Source organism: Nocardia sp. A7, from assembly GCF_046549215.1.
GTDB lineage: Bacteria > Actinomycetota > Actinomycetes > Mycobacteriales > Mycobacteriaceae > Nocardia.
In genome coordinates, this window is the sequence record NZ_JAJPWE010000009.1 from 98,754 (window position 1) to 121,320 (window position 22,567).

22 protein-coding genes are annotated in these 22,567 nt (G+C 66.5%); 15 read left to right on the forward strand and 7 right to left on the reverse strand.

Annotated elements, in window-relative coordinates; all coding sequences use genetic code 11:
* Positions 1-71 precede the first annotated feature (71 nt).
* Both ACLJPD_RS32170 and ACLJPD_RS32175 read left to right on the forward strand, forming a co-directional pair.
* The gene (locus ACLJPD_RS32170) at positions 72-1,658 is read left to right on the forward strand and encodes an FAD-dependent oxidoreductase (protein WP_410877226.1); all 1,587 of its coding nucleotides are present in this window, start codon (positions 72-74) and stop codon (positions 1,656-1,658) included.
* On the forward strand, positions 1,655-1,993 hold the full coding sequence (locus ACLJPD_RS32175) for a 4Fe-4S dicluster domain-containing protein (RefSeq protein ID WP_410877227.1): 339 nt from the start codon (positions 1,655-1,657) through the stop codon (positions 1,991-1,993). The genes ACLJPD_RS32170 and ACLJPD_RS32175 overlap by 4 nt, the downstream gene beginning before the upstream one ends.
* Here ACLJPD_RS32175 and ACLJPD_RS32180 read toward each other — a convergent pair.
* Positions 1,983-2,690 (reverse strand): hypothetical protein, encoded by a 708-nt coding sequence (locus tag ACLJPD_RS32180; RefSeq protein ID WP_410877228.1) that lies wholly within the window; start codon positions 2,688-2,690, stop codon positions 1,983-1,985. The two genes, ACLJPD_RS32175 and ACLJPD_RS32180, sit on opposite strands and share 11 nt — an antisense overlap.
* A gap of 185 nt (positions 2,691-2,875) precedes the next feature.
* Between ACLJPD_RS32180 and ACLJPD_RS32185 the strand changes: the two genes are divergently transcribed.
* A complete protein-coding gene (locus tag ACLJPD_RS32185; RefSeq protein ID WP_410877229.1) occupies positions 2,876-3,217 on the forward strand; it encodes a hypothetical protein in 342 nt (113 codons plus the stop codon).
* On the opposite strand, the gene ACLJPD_RS32190 is transcribed toward ACLJPD_RS32185, so the two are convergent.
* Together ACLJPD_RS32190 and ACLJPD_RS32195 are read right to left on the reverse strand one after the other, a co-directional pair.
* Entirely contained in the window at positions 3,218-3,619 is a 402-nt protein-coding gene (locus ACLJPD_RS32190; RefSeq protein ID WP_410877230.1) for a YybH family protein, read from the reverse strand. It abuts the gene before it with no gap.
* A 69-nt stretch (positions 3,620-3,688) separates the two neighbouring features.
* Positions 3,689-4,258, reverse strand: coding sequence for a hypothetical protein (locus ACLJPD_RS32195; protein WP_410877231.1), 570 nt, complete (start codon positions 4,256-4,258; stop codon positions 3,689-3,691).
* Positions 4,259-5,010: 752 nt separating this feature from the next.
* Between ACLJPD_RS32195 and ACLJPD_RS32200 the strand changes: the two genes are divergently transcribed.
* From ACLJPD_RS32200 to ACLJPD_RS32220, 5 genes are read left to right on the forward strand one after another with little or no spacing between them, the layout of a single operon-like run.
* On the forward strand, positions 5,011-6,537 hold the full coding sequence (locus ACLJPD_RS32200) for a condensation domain-containing protein (protein WP_410877232.1): 1,527 nt from the start codon (positions 5,011-5,013) through the stop codon (positions 6,535-6,537).
* Between the two features lie 4 nt (positions 6,538-6,541).
* The gene (locus tag ACLJPD_RS32205) at positions 6,542-7,957 is read left to right on the forward strand and encodes a glycosyltransferase (RefSeq protein WP_410877233.1); all 1,416 of its coding nucleotides are present in this window, start codon (positions 6,542-6,544) and stop codon (positions 7,955-7,957) included.
* Complete coding sequence (locus ACLJPD_RS32210) at positions 7,954-8,901, forward strand: ATP-binding cassette domain-containing protein (protein ID WP_410877234.1); 948 nt, start codon at positions 7,954-7,956, stop codon at positions 8,899-8,901. Before ACLJPD_RS32205 ends, ACLJPD_RS32210 begins: the two co-directional genes overlap by 4 nt.
* A gap of 20 nt (positions 8,902-8,921) precedes the next feature.
* The gene (locus ACLJPD_RS32215; RefSeq protein WP_410877235.1) at positions 8,922-9,749 is read left to right on the forward strand and encodes an ABC transporter permease; all 828 of its coding nucleotides are present in this window, start codon (positions 8,922-8,924) and stop codon (positions 9,747-9,749) included.
* Between the two features lie 9 nt (positions 9,750-9,758).
* On the forward strand, positions 9,759-11,126 hold the full coding sequence (locus ACLJPD_RS32220; protein WP_410877236.1) for a hypothetical protein: 1,368 nt from the start codon (positions 9,759-9,761) through the stop codon (positions 11,124-11,126).
* A 30-nt stretch (positions 11,127-11,156) separates the two neighbouring features.
* On the opposite strand, the gene ACLJPD_RS32225 is transcribed toward ACLJPD_RS32220, so the two are convergent.
* A complete protein-coding gene (locus tag ACLJPD_RS32225) occupies positions 11,157-12,530 on the reverse strand; it encodes an FAD-dependent oxidoreductase (protein ID WP_410877237.1) in 1,374 nt (457 codons plus the stop codon).
* A gap of 115 nt (positions 12,531-12,645) precedes the next feature.
* Positions 12,646-13,407, reverse strand: a complete 762-nt coding sequence (locus ACLJPD_RS32230) for a 3-hydroxyacyl-CoA dehydrogenase (RefSeq protein WP_410877238.1) — start codon at positions 13,405-13,407, stop codon at positions 12,646-12,648.
* A gap of 70 nt (positions 13,408-13,477) precedes the next feature.
* On the opposite strand from ACLJPD_RS32230, the gene ACLJPD_RS32235 reads away from it, so the two are divergent.
* Positions 13,478-14,077: a TetR/AcrR family transcriptional regulator gene (locus tag ACLJPD_RS32235; RefSeq protein WP_410877239.1), complete on the forward strand. Its 600-nt coding sequence runs from the start codon at positions 13,478-13,480 to the stop codon at positions 14,075-14,077.
* A 10-nt stretch (positions 14,078-14,087) separates the two neighbouring features.
* Here the strand turns inward: ACLJPD_RS32235 and ACLJPD_RS32240 are convergent, their stop codons facing one another.
* Complete coding sequence (locus tag ACLJPD_RS32240; protein ID WP_410877240.1) at positions 14,088-14,978, reverse strand: HEAT repeat domain-containing protein; 891 nt, start codon at positions 14,976-14,978, stop codon at positions 14,088-14,090.
* A gap of 616 nt (positions 14,979-15,594) precedes the next feature.
* Here ACLJPD_RS32240 and ACLJPD_RS32245 point away from each other — a divergent pair.
* The 6 genes from ACLJPD_RS32245 to ACLJPD_RS32270 all read left to right on the forward strand — a co-directional run bounded on the left by ACLJPD_RS32245 (position 15,595) and on the right by ACLJPD_RS32270 (position 22,149).
* Positions 15,595-16,326 (forward strand): histidine phosphatase family protein, encoded by a 732-nt coding sequence (locus tag ACLJPD_RS32245; RefSeq protein WP_410877241.1) that lies wholly within the window; start codon positions 15,595-15,597, stop codon positions 16,324-16,326.
* A 78-nt stretch (positions 16,327-16,404) separates the two neighbouring features.
* Complete coding sequence (locus ACLJPD_RS32250) at positions 16,405-16,569, forward strand: hypothetical protein (RefSeq protein WP_410877242.1); 165 nt, start codon at positions 16,405-16,407, stop codon at positions 16,567-16,569.
* Between the two features lie 153 nt (positions 16,570-16,722).
* Positions 16,723-17,193 (forward strand): hypothetical protein, encoded by a 471-nt coding sequence (locus ACLJPD_RS32255; protein WP_410877243.1) that lies wholly within the window; start codon positions 16,723-16,725, stop codon positions 17,191-17,193.
* 359 nt (positions 17,194-17,552) lie between these two features.
* The gene (locus ACLJPD_RS32260) at positions 17,553-19,841 is read left to right on the forward strand and encodes a S8 family serine peptidase (RefSeq protein WP_410877244.1); all 2,289 of its coding nucleotides are present in this window, start codon (positions 17,553-17,555) and stop codon (positions 19,839-19,841) included.
* 922 nt (positions 19,842-20,763) lie between these two features.
* Positions 20,764-21,330, forward strand: coding sequence for an MmpS family transport accessory protein (locus ACLJPD_RS32265; RefSeq protein WP_410877245.1), 567 nt, complete (start codon positions 20,764-20,766; stop codon positions 21,328-21,330).
* Positions 21,331-21,543: 213 nt separating this feature from the next.
* On the forward strand, positions 21,544-22,149 hold the full coding sequence (locus ACLJPD_RS32270; protein ID WP_410877248.1) for a transposase: 606 nt from the start codon (positions 21,544-21,546) through the stop codon (positions 22,147-22,149).
* 226 nt (positions 22,150-22,375) lie between these two features.
* Here the strand turns inward: ACLJPD_RS32270 and ACLJPD_RS32275 are convergent.
* Positions 22,376-22,567, reverse strand: a 192-nt coding sequence (locus ACLJPD_RS32275) for a hypothetical protein (RefSeq protein WP_410877246.1), incomplete at its 5' end; no start/stop codon positions are given.

A 22,567-nucleotide genomic window follows, 5' to 3' on the forward strand; every position in this document is an offset into this window, starting at 1 on the left:
CCGTGTCGGGCACCGCTTCTCCCCGGCCCTCGGTGGCCGCCTCCCCCGCGCGACGAACACAGGAGCACACCTTGACCCAACCGTGGCACACCAGTACCGACGTGCTGATCATCGGCGGCGGTCCCGCGGCCTCCTGGGCCGCGATCCACGCCCGCGAGGCAGGAGCCGAAGTCATCCTGGTCGACAAGGGTTACTGCGGAACCAGTGGCGCCACCGCACCTTCGGGCACCGGCGTCTGGTACGTCGCGCCCGAAGCGACAGCCCGCGCCAACGCGAAGGCGAGCAGGGAAGCGCTGGGCGGCTATCTCGCCGACCACTATTGGATGGACCGGGTCCTCGACCAGACCTACGCCAACATGAACCGCCTGGCCGTGGAGGGCCGTTACCCGTTCCCCCTCGACCCGGCCACCGGCGAACCGCTGCGAACCGGCGTGCAGGGTCCGGAGTACATGCGCCGGATGCGCGCCTGGCTCACCCGCCTCGGCGTGCAGATCCACGACCACTCCCCGGCGCTGGAACTGCTCGTCGACGCGGCGGGCGCGGTGCGTGGCGCGGCGGGCTATCAGCGTCAGCTCGATCGGGACTACCGGATCACCGCGGGCGCTGTCGTGCTCGCGACCGGCGGGTGTGCGTTTCTGTCACGGGCGCTCGGCACCAACGTCGACACCGGCGACGGCGCGCTGATGGCTGCCGAGGCGGGCGCGCGGTTCTCCGGGATGGAGTTCTCCAACGCCTACGCCATCGTGCCCAAGGGCTCCACGATCACCAAGACCGCCTACTACGGCTACGCCACCTTCTTCGGCGAGGACGGCCGAGTACTCGACGAGGCAGGATCGACGAAGGGTCGTTCGGTGATCGCGCGAACGCTGCTGCAGGAGAGGGTGTTCGCACAGCTGGATCGCGCCGACCGGACTGTGCAGGCGCAGATGCGCCTGGGTCAGCCGAACTTCTTCCTGCAATTCGATCGTCGCGGAATCGATCCGTTCACCGAGCGATTCGAGATCGATCTGCTCGCCGAGGGCACGGTTCGCGGCACCGGCGGCATCGATGTCGTCGACGACGACTGCGCCACCAGTGTCCCCGGACTCTATGTCGCCGGGGACGCGGCCACTCGCGAACGGATCTGCGGCGGCTTCACCGGCGGTGGCAGTCACAATGCTGCCTGGGCGATGTCCTCGGGCAGTTGGGCCGGGGCAAGCGCGGGCGAACACGCCCTCACGGTCGGCCGACCCAGCGCCGCGGTGCACGGAATCGGCGGCGTCGGGTTGCGCCGTGTCGACTCACCAACGGTCACCGCGGAGCAGGTGGTCGCCGCCGCGCAGGACGAACTCATCCCGTTCGAGAAGAACTACCTGCGCGACGGTGCCCGGCTGCGGCCCGCGTTGGCCCGACTCGACGAACTGTGGGAGGCTGCGTCGGCGGGACTCGGCGGCGGGACCGGCGAGGAGCGGGTCAGGGCCCGGCAAGCCGCGGCCATCACCGCGGTCGGGCGACTGATGTACCGATCCGCGTTGGCGCGCACCGAGACTCGGGGGATGAGCAAGCGCGCGGACTACCCCGATGTCGATCCGGCGCAGCATCATCATCTGTACTCGGGCGGGCTCGACGAGCCGTGGGTCGCGGGCACCCGCGACGCGGATCTGGCGGTGGCGTCGTGATCGAATTGCTGCGCGCGCAGGACTGCATCGGCTGCGACAAGTGCGTGATCGCCTGCCCCACCAATGTCTTCGACCGCACCGACAGCGGAATCCCGGTCATCGCACGGCAGTCCGACTGCCAGACCTGCTTCATGTGCGAGGCGTACTGCCCGACCGATGCCCTCTACGTCGCGCCCGAAGTGACCCCGCTGCCGTCGGATGCCACGGTGCCGACTGAGCACATCGGCCGCTATCGCGAGAAACTGGGTTGGGGGCACGGGCGCGTCTCGGGGGCCAGGGTCGCGGTGGGTCCGCGGCTGCCACACGGCACACCGCCGCCGCGGCTCAGCTCCTGAGCGGCGGCGGCAGCACAGCGGGTGGCGGGTCGTCGAAGATGTTGCGATCCACGATCGGGTCGGGGACGCGCAACAGGTCTGCGGCGCTCACCTCGTCCCAGTCGTATCGCTGGTTCGCACACTGCAATTCGACCAGCGACACCGCCGATACCGTGTCGTCGATGCTGAAATCGGTGAACCCGTCCTGCTCGAGCATGTCGCTGATCTCGTGCACCCGCATCGGACCGGTGGCGTGCGCCAGCGCGAGGTACGGCCGCAACGGCTCACCGAACTCCGGTATCCGCTCGCGAATCCATACCTCGCTCAACGCCGTCGTCAGGTCCTCGCGCACCCGCAGCAATTCCTCGGGCAACGCGATCGGCAACCGCACCGAATCCGGTGCGACCACCGGTGGCCCGAACGTGATCTGGAACGGTGCGTGCCCGGCGAGCAGCTTGCGCGCCCCGGCCACCAGCGCCGCCAGATGTACGCCCTTCACCCCGTCGACGAATCCGATGCCCTGCACACCGATCCGCAGTCGCGCGGCGTCGACCTGCTCGAAGTCCGGCAGGCGCGACAGCGTGGGCGCGAAGATCTCGACCAGTTTGTCGGCCACCGGTTGGGTCGGCACCACCTGCCAGTCGTAGAACGAACGACCCGGCGTCCACCCCGGACGCCACCACCAGCGGCTGGCAACGGTCATTTCGCTCGCGATCATGGTGCGCCACCTCCCGATCTCGGCCGACCCGCCGGTGCACACCCGGCAGGCCGGTCGTCCGCCCGACACGATCGGCACCGATGGTTGCGATGCCAGTTACCTCTCAGCGACGGTATTCCCGGTGTGATCGGCGGGCAACCTGGTGAGACCGTTCCGTTGTGTCTTCGACGCACTACACTGACGCCATGCCTGTTCGACGGCTGATCACGCTTTCCGCGTTCGCCCTCCTGCTTCCCTTCGCCGTTTCCGCGTGCACCATGACCGGACCTGGCTCCACCTCCGAATGCACCGTGAGCGGCTGCACCGTCACCTTCGAGCGCGGGGTGAGCGCCAAGGCTTCGGTCCTCGGTATCGACGCGGAGCTCGTCTCCGTGAACGGTGACATGGTCACCCTGAGCATCGGTGGCCAGCAGGTCACGGTGCCGGTCGGACAGTCTCAGGCCAGCAACGGGATGGACGTACGGGTCAGCGAGGTCACCGATGACAAGGTCGTCGTCGTGCTCGCGACCGGCCTGAACCCGAACTGATCAGCCGGGCACGATCGACCGATCGGCCGGTTCGCTGATCACCCAGGGCGCGTTCGGTTGATCGAGGATCCAGCGCCAGCTCCCATCGGGCTGCCTGCGCGCCACCTCGACGGTCGCCCCGGTCCCGCCGGGCAACCGCGACGACGTCATGGCCAGGTCGCCCGCGAGTAAGGTCGGCGCCTGATGACCGGGTTGGAAAACCGGGCGATCGGCGAGCAGTCGCGCATACGCCGCCCGGATCTCGTCGACTCCCGTCGCGACGACCCCGTCCGGCAGCGCGAGGACCGCGTCCGACTCGTACAGCTCGACAAGCCCGTCCACGTCCCCGGCATTCAATCGCTCGACCACCAGTCGGCTCAGATCTTCCGGACGCTGCGCACGCTCTCGCACATTCTCGGCCATCGCCACCCTCCCTCGACTCGGGTTGTGCGACAACGGTAACGCCGGGGTACGACACGAATCGCGAGGCCACTACTCGTGCAGCGTCACCGCGAATCGATACCAGTTCCCGTCATAGGGCGTGTACACCGGCTCATATCCCGCTCCGCCATGATCAGGGGGTGGCGTTCCCGGCGGAAAATAGGCCAATCCGCCGACGATCGCCATGTCATCGATCGCGAACTGGCACCCGCCGTCGTCGGGCCTGACTCCCCGAGTTCGAATGACACCGACCCACTGCCCCTCGGATTTCGAGCAACGCCGCGCGGTGTCGGTCATGGATCCCTTCGACATCCACCACCCCACCTTTTCCGGCACCCCGAGCAGCACCAGACCGACCCCGACGATCACCACTACCGGCGCGGCGACAACGGCTCGGAATTCCCGGTACCGAGCACACCCGATCGGCGCCAGGATCATCCAGGACAGGCCGACCGCCAGCAGCATCACTATCGGAACGGCCCAGGCCAGCAGGTCGATATGCGTCGCGTCGATCACGAACATCGCCGCGATCGCCACGATCGCCGCCCCGATGGTGATCCGCATCGCCACCCGCCACGTCCGCGTCACCTGGTTCGTCGGCTGTGTCCCCACCGTCGTCATCAGCCCACTCTACGAGCTACTCGCGTCCCGAGGAACGGCGAAACCCCCGAAAGCCAACGGCCCTCAGGGGTTTCACAGACACAGCGTGATGTCAGCTGATCACAGCGGCGGGAATCCCGACGATCCGGTCGCCATCCAGTTCCAGAACTCGGTGACGCGGTTGAGGACCAACGCCATGATGTCGAGGGCAGTGCTTCCCATTGTCTTCCTTCACATCCGAACGAATACTTCGCGCCTTCACCCTAGCAACCGGCATCGAGTAGGCAACGTTGTGATCACGGACAGATGACAGGGCCGGCAGTGGTTGCCGGCGATGAATATCCCGGATGCACCGGTTGCCATATAGCGAATGGCATATATGAATTGCGTCAGATGAACACGAGGGAAACACGCTCGGACGGGTCGACCACCCGCGGTGTGACGGTGCATACAAATACCGTTACAGCCGGAATGAACAAAATATCGACAGACAATCATGTACCCGATTGCACCGATCCGAACCCCGATGCGGGACAGGCGAACCCGCTCAGCACTCCCGCAAAGTCGCAGGCGGCAGACTTTTGTTCAACAAAACCGTGATGCCGGTCACCGTATTCCTCTCAGCAGAATCACATATACGATCACTCTCGCCGAGGCTTCCGGAAATATTCCATCGCCGAAGTTCCACGGCATCAGGTGACACAGTGCGGTGTTCTCCTTCGATCCCATCCTTCCGCCGCTTCGGCATGCATTCGTCACGAGGTGAACCGGTCATGGAATACACCCACCTGTCCGAATTCGAAATCCGTTCAGGCGCTCTGTCGATGTGGACGCCCGAACTTCCCGCCGACGCGTGGCGGGCCGACGATCGCCCACTGACCTGCGTGCACGCCGACTACTGCGCGAGCGTTGATCCCGCTGATCCGCTGCCCGGTCGTGGCCGCTGGATCGGCACCGTCTTCGAGATGGATGCCCCGTTCGACGCCCGCACCTGGCGCGAGACGCTGCGGCGCTGGCATGCCAGGCACGAGGGCCTGCGCACCACGGTGACTACCGCCGCCGCGGGCGAGCCGCGCAGGCTGGTCGCCGCACCCGTCGCTGTCGATATCGCCGAACAGCCCGTGACAGGACTCACCGACGGCACTGACATCAACGAATTCCTCCGCGACACACTCGAAGAACGCCTGTCGCCGCTGGTGTGGCCGCACTGCCTCGCCGCCACGGTCGAGCATGCCGATACCGGTGACTTCACGGTGCTCGTCGCCGCCGATCACTCGGTGATGGACGCCTATTCGCAGGCCATCCTGATCCTGGAACTGCGCACGCTCTACCGCGAGGTCACCGCGGGTGAGCCCGCCCGCGAATCGGTGACTTTCGGCAGCACGGCCGACTTCGCTGTCCTGGAACGCGCGAGCGCGGCCGAACTGGATTCGAATTCCCCCGCGGTCGCGACGTGGCGCGAATTCCTCGCCGACGGTGCGATGCCGCGCTTCGCCCCGCACGCCGCCCGGCCCGCTCGCGCGGATCTGCCGCAGCCGAGTGTGTCGCGACGACTGCTCGATCTCGCCGCACTCGAGCAGGTCGAGGCGGCGCTCGACCAGGTACGGCACCGGATGTCGGTGGCCGTGTTCGCCGCGCTGGCCGTGGCCAATCAGCAGCGCTTCGGCGCGGACCGGATGCGCACCGTGATGCCGATCGCGACCCGCCCTGACCTGCGGTGGATGGAGTCGATGGGCTGGTTCGTCAATGTGGTCCCGGTCGATATCGCGCTGGCTCCCGGCGTCGGCATCACCGCGGCGATGGAACAGACACGGGCCGCGCTGCGTCGGTCGCGCCTGGCCAACGACGCTTCCTGGTCGCGAGTGCTCGACCTGCTCGACATCGCCGAAACGCCGCGCTTCGGCATCTCCTTCCTCGATATCCGGGTGCTGCCCGGCTATGAGCTGGTCGCCGAGCTGCGCGGGCGGACCTTGCGCGCGGAGTCGTACTCCCCCGACGAGGTGTTCCTGTGGGTCGTGCGGGCGGCCGACGGTCTGTATGTGTCGACCAGGTACCCCGCGGGGTTCCCCGCCGAGATCATGGACGAATTCCTGACCGCTTTCGGTCGGGCGCTGTCGTCGATCACCGCCACGGAGTACGCGGATCCGGCTGTCGGCGCGGGGCACGAGGGGCAGCCGTCCGTCCCGGTGCCCGTGGGTGCGGCGGCCGACGGGCGTTGCGAGCCGCAGCCGTCTGCCGCGGCGCGGACACCGATGCCTGCCGACGCACGAGCACTGCGTGTCGCCGTGCAGGCGGGGTGAGCGGATGCGCGCACTGTTGGCCTTCACCGGCAGCCGAGGAGACGCCCAACCCGGCATCCTGCTGGCTCGTGCGCTGCGCGAGCGCGGTCACGACGTGACGCTGGCACTGGCGCCCAACCTCGTCGCCTTCGCTCATGACCACGGGGTTCCCGCAGTGCCGTTCGGCCGCGATACCGCCGATCTCCTGGACGCGCAACGCACCGACCACGGGTTCACCAGCCGCGATCCGCGTGCCCGACTGCGGGCGCTGTTCGAGCTGCAGCGGCGCGGCGTGCCCGAGCAGCTCGAGGACCTGCGCGAGCTGGCACCCGGACACGATGTGGTGGTCGCGGGGATGGCGGGCGAGGAAGTCGCCGAGTCGGTGGCGCGGGCGCTCGGGCTGCCGTTCGCGGCGGTGCACTTCTTTCCGATCCAGCCCAACAGCGCGGTTCCGGTCGTGCCGGTGCGTTGGGCCGCGCGAATCCCCGGGTTCGTGCACCGATGGGGGTGGTCGGCGCTGGCCCGAGCACGTGCGGCCGCGTTGGCGCCCGTGCTGCGGCCGACCCGCGAGTTGACCGCGCCATCGGTCACGCGCGTCGATACCGGGCCGGCGACTACGCGAATCCAGGCCTATGACCCGCGACTGTTCCCCGGTGTGCGGGGGCAGGTGCCGGGACCGTTCACGGGATTTCTGACCGATGTGGATGGGTTCCTCACCGGTGCAGAGAGTTTCGCGAGCGACGAACCGGCCGTCACATCGCTCGACATCCGCGATCCTCGAACGTCTTCGTACTTCGGATCAATCAATTCCCTTGGTGGCACAGCAGCTTCCGATACTGTCGCGTCTTCGTCTACTCGCCCGCAGTCGTCTACGAGGTCTCTCGAGTCGTGGCTCGATGCGGGAACAGCCCCGATCTACGCCGGGTTCGGTTCCATGGACGTCGGTGACCCGGCCGCCTTCGTCGCGATGTTGCGCGAGGTGTGTGCCCGGCGAGACCGTCGACTGCTGCTCGCGTCGGGCTGGGCGACGATCGCTCCGGGATTCGAGGAAGCCGTCGCAATTGTCGGCCAGGTCGATCACGCCCGGGTGCTGCCCCGCTGTGTGGTGGCCGTGCACCACGGCGGCGCGGGCACAACGGCCGCTGCGTTGCGATCCGGTGTGCCGCAGGTGATCTGCTCGGTCCAGGCCGACCAGCCCTATTGGGGCCAGGCGTTGCAGCGACTCGGCCTCGCGGCCACGATTCCCGCGAAGAAGCTCACCGGCGAACGCCTCGAAGCACTACTCGACCGGGTCTCGCATCCCGACGTGGTGCTGCGCGCGGCGTCCTATGCCACCGGTTTCGCCACCGACGGTGTCGAGCGGGCCGCCGATGTCGTCGAGGCACTGGTCGGTTCGTCGGTCACCCCTGCACTGCTCCGTTCCGCCGGGAGGCAACTGTGAATACCGATATCGCCATCCGCACCACCGGTCTCGGCAAGTCCTACGGGGATTTCACCGCTGTCGGCAGCGTCGACCTCACCATCGCGGCGGGCACCGTCTTCGCCCTGCTCGGCCCCAACGGCGCGGGTAAAACCACCACCGTCCGCATGCTCGCGACCCTGGTCCGTCCCGATCGCGGCTCCGCGGAGATCTTCGGTTACGACATCGCGCGCGACGCGACCGCCGTGCGCTCGATGATCGGGCTCACCGGCCAGTACGCCTCGGTCGACGAAACCCTCACCGCCGGAGAGAATTTGCGGCTGTTCGGCCGCTTGCTCGGACTCTCCCGCCGCGATGCCGCGCGCCGCAGCGTCGAACTCCTCGAAGACTTCGAGCTGTCGAAGGTCACCGATCGGCCGGTGAACCAGTTCTCCGGCGGAATGCGACGGCGCCTGGATCTGGCGGCGACGTTGATCACCGATCCGCCGCTGATCTTCCTCGACGAGCCGACCACCGGCCTGGACCCGCACACCCGCGACAAGATGTGGGGCGTGATCCGGCGGCTCGTCGCCCGGGGCGCGACCGTCCTGCTCACCACGCAATACCTCGAAGAAGCCGACGCGCTGGCCGACCGGATCGCCGTCATCGACCGCGGGACGATCGTCGCCGAGGGCACCGCAGCCGAGCTGAAATCCTCCATCGGCGACCAGGTGCTGCGCCTGGAACTCGCCGACGCCGCCCAGTCCGCGCACGCGGAGTCGATCGTTGTCGAACTCACCGGCGAGGTCCCCGAAGGATCGTCGGCGGGCATGCTCACCATTGCGCTGACCGATGCGGGCACCGCCGCCGACATCGTGGCCGCCTGCCGTACCGCGGGTATCGCACTGCGCGGATTCGCCGTCGACCGTCCCGATCTCAATGCGGTCTTCCTCGCGCTGACCGGCACCGACCGCGTCGCCGCCTGATCCGAAAGACCGAGGCCAGTATGACCACCACCATCGCTGTCGAGGCCACCACGCCGACGACGATCGACCGCCGCCCCCGGATCACCCACGTCAGCCTGCGCGCCTCGCTGTTCCAGTCGCTGATGATGGCGTGGCGAGGACTGCTCACCTTCCGGCACAGTCCGCAGTTGCTCTACGACGCGCTGCTGCTGCCCATTGTCGGGCCGCTGTTGTTCGGCAGCATCTTCGGCACCGCCATCGCGGGCAGTATGCAGGCGTATCTGCCGATTCTGATCCCCGGCGTGCTGGTGCAGATCGTGCTCACGTCGTCTGTCGCCACCGGTGTCCAATTGTCCGAGGACATTCGGTCCGGCGTCTTCGATCGGTTCGTCGCCATGCCGATCGCCCGGTCGGCACCTGTCGCCGGAGCACTGCTGGCGGGCGCGACGCGGTATGTCATCGCCGCGACCACCGTGGTGATCGTCGGGTTCGCGATGGGTTATCGGCCGGATCATCCGGTCGGGTTCGTCGCCGGTGCGGTGCTCGTCGTTCTGGCCACCACGGCGATCAGCTGGCTGTTCGCGTTCATCGGGGTCACCGTGTCCAGACCCGCTGCGGTGCAGGGGATGTCGATGCTGGTGCTCACCTTCCTGAGTTTCGCCTCGAACGCGCTGGTGCCGGAGTCGGCGATGCCGACCTGGCTGCGCTACGTCTCCGACTACAACCCGGTGTCCTACCTCGTGTCCGCCGTGCGCGGGCTGGCCGAAGACGGTGTCGTCGGCGCCGACGCACTGTGGTCGGTGGTGGCCTCGCTCGTGATCGCCGCCGTCTTCGCGCCCCTGACCGTCCGTACCCTGCGTGCTCGCTGAGGAGTTCTGATGACACTCACCGCCCCGGCCATCGTCGCCGCGCCCACTGTCAACCGGCTCACCGCCGACGACGATCTGTTCCTCAAGCTGCACAGTCTCTACGGCAACGCGCTGGTCAATCAGCTCGCCTGGCGGTTCGACGAGCCCCTCGCTCCCGAGTTGCTCGCCCGCTTCCACGACCGATTGGCCCGGGGTTTCCTGGCCCGCCGCGTGCAACCTGCCCGGGTTCCGTTCGCCCGCCCCTACTGGCTTCCCGCGACCGAATCGCTTCCGCTGCGCTGGGATCCGTTGCCCGTCGCCGAGGACGAGATCCTCGACTGGTATTTCGCGCAGAGCCGGGTCGACTTCGACCCTGAGACCGGTCAGGTGTGGCGGCTCTCCGCGGCGCCGACCACAGCGGGCGGGACACTGGTGTCGCTGGTGACCTCGCACGTGGCATCCGATGGCGGCGCGGTGTTGTTCGCCGTGGGCGACGCACTTGCTCGGCTCGATGAGAGTCCGAGCTTCGCCACAGGTTCGGGTCAGCTGGTCGGTACGCGACCACGGAACTCGTTGGGCGCGAACGTGACCGATGCGGGCCGACAGCTACGCGCGGTCGCGAAAGGAATCCGGGCGGCAATCGCCACCCGCGGTGTCACCGAGCCGGACCGCAACCCACGTCCTACCCTCCCCCAGCTCCCACTCCCTGATCGGTGGTCACCTGCGGACCTGGTTGTCCAGCTCGATCTCACGGAGTGGAACACCGCCGCTGCCCGGCACTCCGGCACGACGAACGGCCTGCTGATCGCCCTGGGCGCGGGCCTGCTCGGCCGCAGCGGACGTGTCGGCGACACCGCCGACATCCGTGTCGATATCCCCCACTCGATGCGCACCCCCGACGACCCCCGCGCCAACGCCACCACCGGCCTACCGATCTCGGTCACCTACCGCATCGGCGACCGCATCGACCTGACCGCCATCCGGTCCGCCGTGAAACGTGCCGCTACCGCCTACCGCGACCCAGCCACCACCCCCGCCCTGCAACACCTGCAACCGCTGCAGATGATCCTGCCCCGCTTCGTCCTGCGCCACTTCGCCCGCACCGCCAAAGCCCCGGAATGCCTGTGCACCAATCTCGGCGAAACCGCCAGTGGTGTAGCCGATTTCGCAGGACACCACGCCTCCGCTGTCCTCATGCGCCCGGTCGTGTGCACCAACGACACCACCATGTTCCGCCGGGTAGAGGTAGGCGTGAACCTCTCCTTCTCCACTGACGGCCACACCATCACCCTCGCGGTCACCGGCGCCGACCCCGACCACTTCCCCACCCGTACCGCCCTGCGCGATCTACTGACCGCCGAATTCGAGTCCTGGGACCTCACGCCACATTTCTGGTGACGACAGGGGTCGAACCGGCAGTCGAGGCGATCACTGACCGTGTGCCACCGCACGAACGGCTGCCCTCGCGGCGACCAGGACGGGGTCCCAAACCGGGGAAAACGGTGGTGCGTAGCCGAGATCGAGGGCCGTGACCTGCTCCACCGTCATTCTCGCGGTGAGTGCCACCGCGGCGATGTCGATGCGCTTGGCGGCACCATCGCGTCCGACGATCTGCACGCCGAGCAGCCGCCCGGTGCGACGTTCGGCGAGCATCTTCACCGTCATCGGTTTCGCGCCGGGGAAATATCCCGCGCGACCGGTGGATTCGATGGTGACGGAATGGAACTGGAGCCCAGCGCGCTGAGCGTCCCTCTCCCCCAAGCCGGTTCGTGCCACCTCGAGGTCGCACACCTTGCTCATCGCGGTGCCGACCACGCCGGGGAAGGTCGCGTAGCCGCCACCGACACCCGACCCGATCACCTGCCCGTGCTTGTTGGCATGCGTGCCGAGCGGAATGTGACGCAGCGTGCCCGACACCAGATCCAGCACCTCCACACAGTCACCACCGGCCCAGATGTCGTCATACCCGCGCACCCGCTGAGCGAGATCGGTCAGCAGACCACCGCTCTCACCCAGCGGTAGCCCGGCGTCGCGGGCGAGGTCGGTGGCCGGTCGCACGCCGATTCCCAGCACGACGACATCCGCCGGATATTCGTTGTCGGCGGTGGTCACGGCGCAGACGCGGCCGTCCGCGGCGGTGCGCATGCCGGTGACCTCGGTATCGCGTACGAGCCGAATTCCCATCCCCACCATGGCTTCTCGCACCAGCGCGCCCATATCGGGGTCGAGGGTCGCCATGGGTTCGGCGGCCCTGGTGATCATGGTGACCTCGAAACCCCGGCGCACCAACGCTTCTGCCATTTCGACACCGATATACCCGGCGCCGACCACGACGGCTTCTCGCCCGGTCGCCGACTCCAGCGCCTCGATGAGCACCTGCCCGTCATCGAGGGTCTGCACGCCGTAGACGCCCTCCGCATCGATGCCGGGCAGCGGCGGACGGACCGGCGTCGCCCCGGTGGCGAGTACGAGCTTGTCGTAACCCGTCCAAGCCTCGGCCTCGCTGTCGAGATCACGCGAAAGCACCCGCTTGCGCACCGTGTCGATCGCGGTCACCTCGGTCCGCAACCGTAGATCGATGTCGCGGGCCCGATGTTCGGCGGCCGAGCGCGCGATCAGGTCGTCGGCCTCGGCCACATCCCCGGCGACCCAGTACGGAATACCGCACGCCGAATACGAGGCATGGTTGCCCTTCTCGAACACCACGATCTCGAGCTCCTCGACACCCCGCAACCGACGCGCCTGCGACGCTGCCGCCATCCCCGTCGCATCCGCGCCGATAACCACCATGCGTACGCCCATGACACCACCGTACGAGGAAGTCTCGTGCCACCCGCTACCAGGACGACGTTGTGGTCGGATTCACTATCCGGCCCAGGCTGACTGCCTGACCGGATGTCGTGTAGCACAGGTCAACTCAGCGCGGCGCCATCCGGATGGCGCCGTCGAGGCGGATGGTCTCGCCGTTGAGCATCGGGTTCTCCACGATGTGGCGGGCCAACGCGGCGAATTCGCTGGGCTGACCGAGGCGCGAGGGGTGCGGTACCTGGGCGCCGAGGGACTGCAGCGCCTCCTCGGGCAGCGTCTCGAACAGCGGGGTGCGGAACAGGCCGGGCGCGATCGTCACGACGCGGATCTTGAAACCGGCCAGGTCACGCGCGATCGGCAGGGTCAGGCCGACGATGCCACCCTTGGACGCGGCGTAGGCGGCCTGGCCGATCTGGCCGTCGTAGGCGGCGACGGAGGCGGTGTTGATGATGACGCCCCGCTCCTCGCCGACCGGGTCGGTACCCGACATGCGTTCGGCGGCCAGCCGGATCACGTTGAACGTACCGACGAGGTTGACGTTGATCACCTTGGTGAAATCGGCGAGCGGGAACGCACCCTTCTTGCCGACCGTCTTGATCGCATTGCCGATGCCCGCGCAGTTCACCGCGATCCGCAGCGGCGCCAGCGATTCGGCGACGTCGAGTGCCGCGGCCACCGCGGATTCATCGGTCACGTCCGCGGCCGCGAAAGCCGCGCCGTCGCCCAGTTCCTTGGCGATGGCCGCACCGTTGGACGAGGGGAGGTCGACGATGACGACCTTGGCGCCCTTGGCGTGCAGTTCCCGCACGGTCGCCAAGCCGAGACCCGACGCGCCGCCGGTGACGATCGCGGACGAGTTGACGAAATCCATACTGTTTCTCCTGTTTCGGTGAGGTCTCACCGATATTGACACACTTCGCCAAAACTGTTTGGCTTTCGCGGTGACCCAGCCCCGCCGCCCCGGCCGCCCCTCTGTGCTGGACACCGCAGCCGTGTCCGTGGGCGCGCTGCGGCTGTGGACCGACCGCGGGTTCGCCACCACCGGCTGGAACGATCTCGCCGAGGCCACGGGAGTCAGCACACGAACCTTGTTGCGGCACTTCTCGTCTCGATCCGAGATCGCCTGGATCGGCGTCGCGCCCGCGACGGAACGGCTCCGAGACGCACTCGCCGGCGCCGGCGCCGAGGAGTCGCCCGCGGTGGTGGTCAGGACCGCGATCGTCGAATCGGTGTCCCGCGATCCGCGGATCCAGGAGCTCGCCCCGGACTGGCTGCGGCTGATCTCATCGGAGCCCGAACTGGTCGCGACCGCTCCTCGGATCTACCAGCCGTGGATCGACACACTGTCGGGATATCTCGCCGGCCGACTGCCCGGCTCCCCCGCAACCATCTGCCGGGCCATCGCGACCGCCTACCAGTCCGCTACCTTCGCCGCGCTGATCGGGTGGGCAGAGTCCGGCGCGCAGGGTGACTGCGCGGATTCGGTCGATCGGATGCTGCGATGGATGGACCCGCACCTGCCGGGATCCGCGCCGGATTGAGCACTTTCAGTCAGGATTCGCGGGCGGCGATCGCGGCTTGGATGCGACGGAGCGTCCGCAAGCCCTTCTTCGCGGCGACGCTCACCATGCCGTCGAAGACTGTCGTGCCGCGGTCATCGGCCATCAACCGTTCCAGGGTCGGGATGGCGCGGTCGTCACCGGTCGAACCGAGCGCGACGGCCGCCCAGTACCGCTTGTCCGGGTCATCGCTCGCGGCTGCCTCGATCAACCTCGGGATGACGTCAGGGGCGAATTCCGACAGTGCGCTGGCGATATAGCCGATGCGGTAGTAGCGGCGGTTCTCGAACTCGTCCCAGAGGGCCGCCAAGGCCGCGTCGCCGCCGATCATGCCGAGAGCCTCAGCAGCGCGTTCGCGCATTCCGCTGATCGAGTCCTGCAGTAAGGGCGCGACAGCTGGGACGACCGACTCGTCGCCGAGGGCGCCCAGGGCGATCACCGCTTGGTCGCGGGCGATGTCCTGCGGGTGGTCCAACATCGCGACCAAGCCGGGGACCGCTTCACGGAAGCCGAGAGCCGCGCAGCCCATCGCGGCCCACGCCTGGCAGTTGTAGCGGGTATCGGCGAGTGACGCGAGCAGGGGTTCCCGCAAGCTGTCGTCGCCGAACACCTCCGCCCGGTTCAACGCCCGACTGTAGAGCGACCGGTGATACTCGGCATAGTCGCGCACGAGCGCGCGCAGGGTCTCCTTGGCAGATGTGTCGCCGTCCTCGGCCTGCAGGAGCAGTTGCCGCAGATTTTCCTCGCGAGTCTCGAGGTCACCGTCTTTGAGCAGTCGCACGTCGGCTGGATTCACCGCCCAACGGTACCTGGTGACGATCTCCTCCCCCGACCACGTTGGGGCGCCCGTCAGCCGCACGACCTCGGTCAGCAGCGCAGCCATCCCCACCTGCTCCCGATCGTCACACAACCGGAGATGGCCACCGTGACTTCGGTCTGGTCGCCCCAGTCAGTCACTGCGTGAAGTAGATGAGCAACAGCGGAAGCTGGACGAGCATTTGCCTCTGGCTGACCGGTCGGCGGATTCAGCGGCATGATCGAACACCCCACGAGATCAACGGATCGATCCTGATCGATGAGCGACGAACTCGAAAAGTGCGGTCGGACCGTCAGTGAAGCCCGCGCGGAGGCTGCGTCCGCGCAATGCAGGCCCCTAGGGTCTGTGTGCTCTGCCGCCGGACAAGCTCGTCGCGGCCATCCACCAGCCAGTTCAGCGATGATCCGCCTGCGCGGGACGGAGCGATCTTCCCAGGTCGCCTGACGGGATCGGCAGCATCGAAACAGCCGGATGAGCGGGTCGTGTGAGTCGACATACCGCTCGCACCTCCGCTACCGGTCGTTTCGCCTGCGCGCGGTCCAGTGCGCGAAAGATCCCGATGAATGGGAGAGCCCGTATTTGATTCGGGCAAATAGCTGCTTCTGTGAGACGCGACACCCCAAATTCCGGTTCTTCGACATACCTGAATTGGCGTTCGCCACGATGAAAGGCATTCCCACCCATGCGAATCCGATCTCTTCGATTGCCCATTGCGGTGATGGCGGCCGCGGTCGCGGCCTCAACCGCTGCCACCGGCGTCGCCTCCGCCGATATCGACTTCGGCAGCTCCGGCAGCAGCGGCGAAATGGTCATCACCCTGGTACGCCATGCCGAGTCCCTCGGTAACGCCTCCGGCCTGATCGACACCAAGGTGCCCGGACCCGACCTGACCTCACGCGGCCGGACACAGGCAGACAATCTGGCCATCCAGTTGGCCGACAAGAATTACGACTGCGCCTTCGCGTCCAACATGGTGCGTACCGAGCAGACTGCGGCACCGACCCTCGCCAAGCAGGACCTGAACCTCAACATTCAGCCCGGTTTCCGGGAGATCGAGGCAGGCCAGTACGAGGGCACCCCGGAGGCCCAGGCGATGACCGGATACCTACAGGCACCGATCAAGTGGCTCTCCGGCGACCTGAACGCTCGGATTCCAGGCTCCATCGACGGCAACGAGTTCGACGGCCGCGTCGATCAGGCACTGCTCGATGTGCAGCGCCGCGGCTGCGCCAACCCGGTGATCTTCTCGCACGGCGGCACCATCATGTTCTGGTCGATGATGAACGCCGACAACGCCGACACGAGCAAACTCGGCACCGATCCCATGCGCAACGGCGGCCGCGTCGTCCTCGAGGGCAGCCCGCAGAAGGGCTGGACGATTATCGAGTGGGTCGGCCACCCGGACCTGGGCTGATTCACCCTTCCGCGCCCCGGATGTCACCGACACAATCAATGGCACCGGGGCGCGGTTGTATCTCAGCCCAGGGTCCCCATGGCGCAGTCGTCCACCGCACCCGATGTGATCACCATCGTCGAACTGGTCTCCCGCGGGAGGTTTCCGCACCAGCGGCTGCTGCGCCAATGGTCACGCGCCGACGAAGGCGCTGTCGCCCAAGCACTCTCGGCCACCGCCACCGCGGACCTGTCCCGCAGATAGGACCGGCTTCCCGATCTTGAGATTCAGCCACACCCGCACGGTACGGCCGAACACGGATCCATCGCCGGAAAACCGATCCCTAAGGGACGCCAACATGACTGACGGTGCGGGGATGCGGTTGTTCTCGGGGATCGTGATGGCGAGAATACGGCCATGGATACGATGACCTGGCTCAACGAAGACATGCAATTCGAGCCTGGCAGAGTCCTCTGCCGTAGTGAGCGCGGCTTCTCCTTGTGGGCGTACACGGTCAGTCATGGGCAACTGTTGTTGCGCAGCCCCTCGGGCGCCAGTTGGCTGGGCGACCGATACGACACCACGATCGATGTGCTGTTCAAGCCGGTCAAGGCAATGCGATTGCAAGACCGCTACGACGGGCTCGTGATCAGATGCGCCACCGAGGAAGAAGCGGCCACGGCGAAGGCCGACATTCCCGAGCGGTGGCTTTTCTCCGACGACCGAGTCGTTGTCCTGGAAGGCGATGGCGCCGCCGGTCACGTGGTCTGCAAAGCGGTGGGCTGGTGCGAAGGTGTCTTGGCCTCGGGGCAGCGCGGCTTCTTCGTGGACGACTCGTCGCGGCCGCCGATGCGGGCGTTGGACGGTATCGACTCCGGACTCGTGTAAAACAACCGTTCGACGTCCGCACATGGCGCATACCGCGCTGACTGAACCGGCCAGCGGTTCATCAGAAGATCAACGGGCGCCGAGCCACTCACGGCGGCCAGAAACCTGCTGGCCTGCTGCCGGGTGGCAGATGATTGTGCGCACGGAAGCTATGCCGCAGGGGCCGATGCGGATTCGGGTTCACACACCCGTAGGAGTCGTCGAGGTGCTCTGGCGTGTGGTCACACTGGCGACGCGACGCGTCACGACGACGATGTGTGACCTGCCAGTAGGACAGTATTGAACTTCGCGTGGCTTCGGAATCACTGACAGAGCCGATAGCCATCGGCTTCGGACAAACATTCGTGGAGGACTCGGACATGGACCGCACGCTCAAAGTGATCGCGAGCAAATCTGAGCAGGCCGCGCTCGCACGGGACCACACCGTGACAGCCAACTACGACGCGTTCGCGTTGGTACAGGTCAACGAGGCCCAAGCTCGAGAGTTGAGCCAGCGCTACCTCGTCGAGGACATCACCGCGCAATACGAGATCCCGCTCGGACCGACCACGACAGACTCGATCGACACCAATCTGCCTCGCATAACAGGCGCCGCACGGCCTTCCGCCCATCCGGCCTATGAGCGCACCCGGAGCCTGGGCGCCGGACCGCACCACTACCTGGTCCAGTTCGTCGGTCCGATCAAACCGCAATGGCGCTCAGCCGTGGAGAACACAGGTGCCTCGATCGTCGATGCCCGTTCCGGTTTCACAGTGGTCGTCGGTGCGACGGCCGAGCAGGTCGCGGCGATCGCCGCGTTGCCGCAAGTGCGCTGGGCCGGTCACCTGCCCGACCGCGCACGCGTCGACGTGACCACCGAACCCACGCTGCCCCGAACAAAGCTGCTCCCCGACGTCCTCACAGTCGAGTTCTTCACACCGGCCACAGCACGCGCCGCCAAGGCGAAAATCCGCAAACTCGGACTCAAGATCATCGGAGACGGCCCGGCGACGCTCATCGTCGAGGCACCCGAAGGCACTGATGCCGCACGGCGAAAGCAACTGGCAGACCTGTCAGCTGTCCATGGTGTCCGCATGGTCCGCAACCGGCCGATCAATCGCATCAGCAACGATGTCGCCGCGACAATCATGCGCGGAACCGCGGCAACGCTAGGTGGGATTTCTACTTTGGACGGCGACGGTGAGACGATCGCCGTGTGCGATACCGGGTTCGACACCGGTTCCACCTCGCCCGTCCATCCCGATTTCGCCGGCCGCGTCAAAGCCGTCATGAGCTTTCCGATCACCTCGGAATACTCTCCGTACATCAACAACGCTGGCGGCGATGATGGAGCGTCCGACCTCGACTCCGGCCACGGCACCCATGTCACAGGATCGGTGCTCGGCGACGGCGTCGCGAGTACCGCGGTGGCGGGGCAAGCAGCGATCCGCGGCCTGGCCATCAAAGCGAAGTTGGTGTTCCAGGCTGTCGAGCAAGCCTTGGACTGGAAGGATCCCGCATTCGTTGCGAAATACGGTCGCTACCTGCTCGCGGGAATTCCGGTGGACCTCGCCGACCTGTTCGCACCCGCCTACAACAAGGGCGCGCGCATCCACACCAATTCGTGGGGTGGCGGCGACCCCGGGGTCTACGACGACCAGTGCCGTGCCGTGGACAAGTTCATGTGGGAGCACCCGTCCTTCTGCATCCTGTTCGCCGCGGGTAACGACGGCAGTGACTCCGACGGTGACGGTGAGATCAATCTCGGCTCCGTCACCTCGCCCGGCACCGCCAAGAACTGTCTGACCGTCGGGGCCAGTGAGAACCTACGGCGCTCCTTCGACAGCGACCACTACGGCAACTGGTGGCCAGACGACTACCCAGCACCGCCGTACAAGGGCTCCTCGATGGCCGATGACCCGGATCAGGTGGTCGCATTCTCGAGCCGTGGTCCGACCGCGGATGGGCGCATCAAACCCGACGTCGTTGCCCCTGGCACATGGATCCTGTCAACGAAGTCGACGATGCTCAGCCCCACCGCAACCGGCTGGAAACCTTTCCCAGGATCCCCGAAGTACTTCTATATGGGCGGCACCAGCATGGCCACGCCGCTGACCGCAGGCGCGCTCGCGCTGCTGCGCCAACACCTTCGCCGCGACCACGGCATCGCGACGCCGTCGGGTGCGCTCCTCAAAGCGGTGGTGATCGCTGGTGCTCGTCGCCTGCCGGGCACAGCACCCGCAGCCACCGTGGCCGACAACCACCAGGGCTTCGGTTGCGTCGACGTCGCTGCTGTCGTTGCCCCGACAGCGCCGTCCACACTGCTAGTGCGACAAGGCAAGAAGGCCGCGACGGGACAACTCCACACCCTCGAGATCGACGTAACCTCGGCATCTGTTCCGTTGCGGGTCGTGCTCGCCTACAGCGACTTCCCCGGCGAGACATTGGTCAACAACCTCAATCTCATCGTCCGGGGCCCGGACGGAGCACCCAAGGTCGGAAACGGCGGGCAGGGCGCCGGACTCACGATGGACTCGACAAACAACGTCGAGGTTGTCGAAGTCAGCACACCCGCAGTCGGTACGTGGAGGATCGATGTGATCGGCTCGAACGTCCCGCAGGGGACCCAGCCCTACGCGCTGGCGATCCTCGGCGCGGCGGCAGGCTAATTCTCAGGACCGCCAGCGCCTGCGGCACTCTCGAGCCTGACCACCTGATGATCACGGCAGTTTCCAGTTCCGCTAAAAGTCATAGCAGCGAGAAACACAGCAGTCGGCTGTCAAGGTGATCTGGGCACTTACCGGACAAGTCAATGAATTGGACGCCGAGTCTATTCGGACGCGAAACGGCTCGGTCGCCAGCGTCTAGTTGGGGGTGTACCCGACCAGGCGACACTTCGAGTCACCAACGCAGGCACCGCCCTAACGCTAGCGGTCCTTTGGGTGCCAAGCCCGCCCGGGCTGTCGAGCAGGCTGTCGAGTTTGTTCGTCGCGAGGGGTAGGCGGCGTCGGAAGCCTCGCGGTACCAGGGTCGGCATCGACGAGTTCACCAGTGTTCGATCATCCCGAGCGCCTCGGGCACGGGATCGGTAGTGGACGCACGGGCCGAAGAGTCGCGGGTCTCATCCAGCCATCGCCGCATCGGCGAACCCATCCCGTCCGTGCACCGCCGCCCACCCGAGCCGGTGTTCACACATCCACGCACTCGTGGGGATCAAGGGAGGGGCGCGTTTACTACGAGATGGCCAGTGTGTCTTGGCGTTTGCGATGTGAACCACCACCCAGACCTAAGCCCGGACCACATCGCGAACCCCGCCGGGCCGCACTAGACGCACTGAATCCGAGACTGTGTGCTGGCGGCAGGGCGTCAGCACACCGAAGAATCCGACCTTCCTGCAACAGGTTCGACTCGCACGACACTCCCACCCCGACCGCGGCGACCGCCCGAAATCCGCCTGCGAGTAGGGGCGTCCTCGGAATTGCCGTGGCGCCACCGACCACTCGGAGACCCTTTCCCGTTCGGTAACACTCGAAACCGAGACGGCGATCACAACCCGACAACAACGCACCACTCGACAGCAGGGGGAACACCTTGACCGGACCGCAGCATCCGCAGTACTCACAGCAGCCTTACGGCCAGCAGCCGGGATACCCGCCGCAGCCGCCGAAGAAGTCGAACACCAAGTGGATCGTCCTCGGAGTCGTTGCCGTCGTACTACTCTGCGGGTTCGGCGGCTGCGTCGCCATCCTCGGCAAGGCGGGCGAGGAAGTGAGCAAGTCCATCGACGCTGCAGCCAGCTCGATCAACTCCGCGGCCCCGACCGCGCCCGATTCGCCCGGCGCGCCGGTCCCACCCCTTACCCCCGGCACGTCCACTGGCAAGGGCAAGAACATCACCTACGAGATCGTCTCGGACGCAGCCGAACTCAACTCCGTGACCTACTTCGACAGCAACTCCGAACTGCAGCAGGAGGCCAGCGCCACCGCTCCGTGGACGAAATCGGTCACGAACGCCTCGACCGTGGCGATCATCGGACTCGGCGCACAGACCAACGGCTCCTCAGTGACGTGCCGAATCATCGTGGACGGCAAAGTCGCCGACGAGCAGACCTCGACCGGCAAGTACGCCGTCGTAAACTGCACCGCCGCGACATTCTGACCCAGCCTCGGACATCCGAAAACGCGGCCCCCGCTGAATCAGGACTATGGCGGGGGCGCTATCGCCTTAAGTTCTTGCCCACACCCGGGCATCCGGACACACCAGGACAATCGACGCCCAGCGGCCAACTGGAAATGCGGTTCCGTGTGTCCAGAATTGGTCAGCGAAAACAAGGAATTGCGGCAGTTGGTCATCGACCGCAGCTCCACCCTGATGGACTTGCACGGTATCGGGCCTTCGAGCGCCGCAAGGCTTCTCGCTGATGTTGGTGATATCCACCGGTTCCGCGACCGCAATCGATTCGCGTCCTGGAACGGCACTGCTCCCCTGGACGCATCCTCGGGTGAGCAGCAACGACACCGCCTTTCCCGGGCCGGGAACCGGCGCATCAACCGGGTCCTGCACGTCATGGCCGTGGTTCAACTGCGCAACAAGACCGCCGGTCGCGCCTATTTCGACGCCCGCAAAAGTGGCGGGAAAACCTCGATGGAAGCGATGCGTTTACTCAAACGACAACTATCCAATGTCGTCTTCCGTTGCATGCTCGCTGACCAGCGGCGAGAGGAAAAGGCAAGCCCGGGAGGGCACTCGGGGACGACTCTGCATCCAGCGCGACCGGCCTCACCCCGCACACCGGCCCTTCGGAAAAGCCACTTCCCGGACCTGCCACCACTGAGCCTAACGACAACACGGCAGCCATGTCTTGACATAAAGGGGAGCCATGAGCGTATGGCGAGTGCAGTCGTTGTCTGGGTGCCTATAGCATTCCCGCCGCGCGGAAGAGCCGGTCGTAGATCGCGCGGACGGTCTCCTGCCTGAATACCTATACCGGCAGGGCTTGCGGTCGAACCGTGTCGTGTACAGAGGTCGACTGATCCTTGTCCGCGAGACCGACGACGGGTCGGTCGTAATGACCGGTGCCGGGTTCCTGGGTATCCCATTCCGCCAACGCCGCCGGATCGGACAGATGGAAAGCGACCAGGTGCTGCTGATGGCACGCCAGCCCTCGAGGATGACGACCGCTACTGACGGTGGCCGGTAAGCGTCACGCCCGACAGCCGAAATGGGACATCTGGCCACTGACTCGGGCGAAACATGAATCGGGGGGTTCCCACGGGGCGGGTGTTTCAATCCCGAAGTCCGAAATTGTCGCGATATCAACATCGTTGACCGGTTCCGGTTTATTCGTCTGCTCGACGGTGAACCCTGCGCTCATGACCAACACACGGAATCGGGC

Coding starts and splice junctions, on each gene's coding strand:
- ACLJPD_RS32180 (WP_410877228.1), bottom strand. CDS start 2,690: ATGATCGCGAGCGAAATGACCGTTGCCAGCCGCTGGTGGTGGCGTCCG.
- ACLJPD_RS32185 (WP_410877229.1), top strand. CDS start 2,876: ATGCCTGTTCGACGGCTGATCACGCTTTCCGCGTTCGCCCTCCTGCTT.
- ACLJPD_RS32190 (WP_410877230.1), bottom strand. CDS start 3,619: ATGGCCGAGAATGTGCGAGAGCGTGCGCAGCGTCCGGAAGATCTGAGC.
- ACLJPD_RS32195 (WP_410877231.1), bottom strand. CDS start 4,258: ATGACGACGGTGGGGACACAGCCGACGAACCAGGTGACGCGGACGTGG.
- ACLJPD_RS32200 (WP_410877232.1), top strand. CDS start 5,011: ATGGAATACACCCACCTGTCCGAATTCGAAATCCGTTCAGGCGCTCTG.
- ACLJPD_RS32205 (WP_410877233.1), top strand. CDS start 6,542: ATGCGCGCACTGTTGGCCTTCACCGGCAGCCGAGGAGACGCCCAACCC.
- ACLJPD_RS32215 (WP_410877235.1), top strand. CDS start 8,922: ATGACCACCACCATCGCTGTCGAGGCCACCACGCCGACGACGATCGAC.
- ACLJPD_RS32220 (WP_410877236.1), top strand. CDS start 9,759: ATGACACTCACCGCCCCGGCCATCGTCGCCGCGCCCACTGTCAACCGG.
- ACLJPD_RS32225 (WP_410877237.1), bottom strand. CDS start 12,530: ATGGGCGTACGCATGGTGGTTATCGGCGCGGATGCGACGGGGATGGCG.
- ACLJPD_RS32230 (WP_410877238.1), bottom strand. CDS start 13,407: ATGGATTTCGTCAACTCGTCCGCGATCGTCACCGGCGGCGCGTCGGGT.
- ACLJPD_RS32240 (WP_410877240.1), bottom strand. CDS start 14,978: ATGGCTGCGCTGCTGACCGAGGTCGTGCGGCTGACGGGCGCCCCAACG.
- ACLJPD_RS32245 (WP_410877241.1), top strand. CDS start 15,595: ATGCGAATCCGATCTCTTCGATTGCCCATTGCGGTGATGGCGGCCGCG.
- ACLJPD_RS32250 (WP_410877242.1), top strand. CDS start 16,405: ATGGCGCAGTCGTCCACCGCACCCGATGTGATCACCATCGTCGAACTG.
- ACLJPD_RS32255 (WP_410877243.1), top strand. CDS start 16,723: ATGGATACGATGACCTGGCTCAACGAAGACATGCAATTCGAGCCTGGC.
- ACLJPD_RS32260 (WP_410877244.1), top strand. CDS start 17,553: ATGGACCGCACGCTCAAAGTGATCGCGAGCAAATCTGAGCAGGCCGCG.
- ACLJPD_RS32270 (WP_410877248.1), top strand. CDS start 21,544: ATGGACTTGCACGGTATCGGGCCTTCGAGCGCCGCAAGGCTTCTCGCT.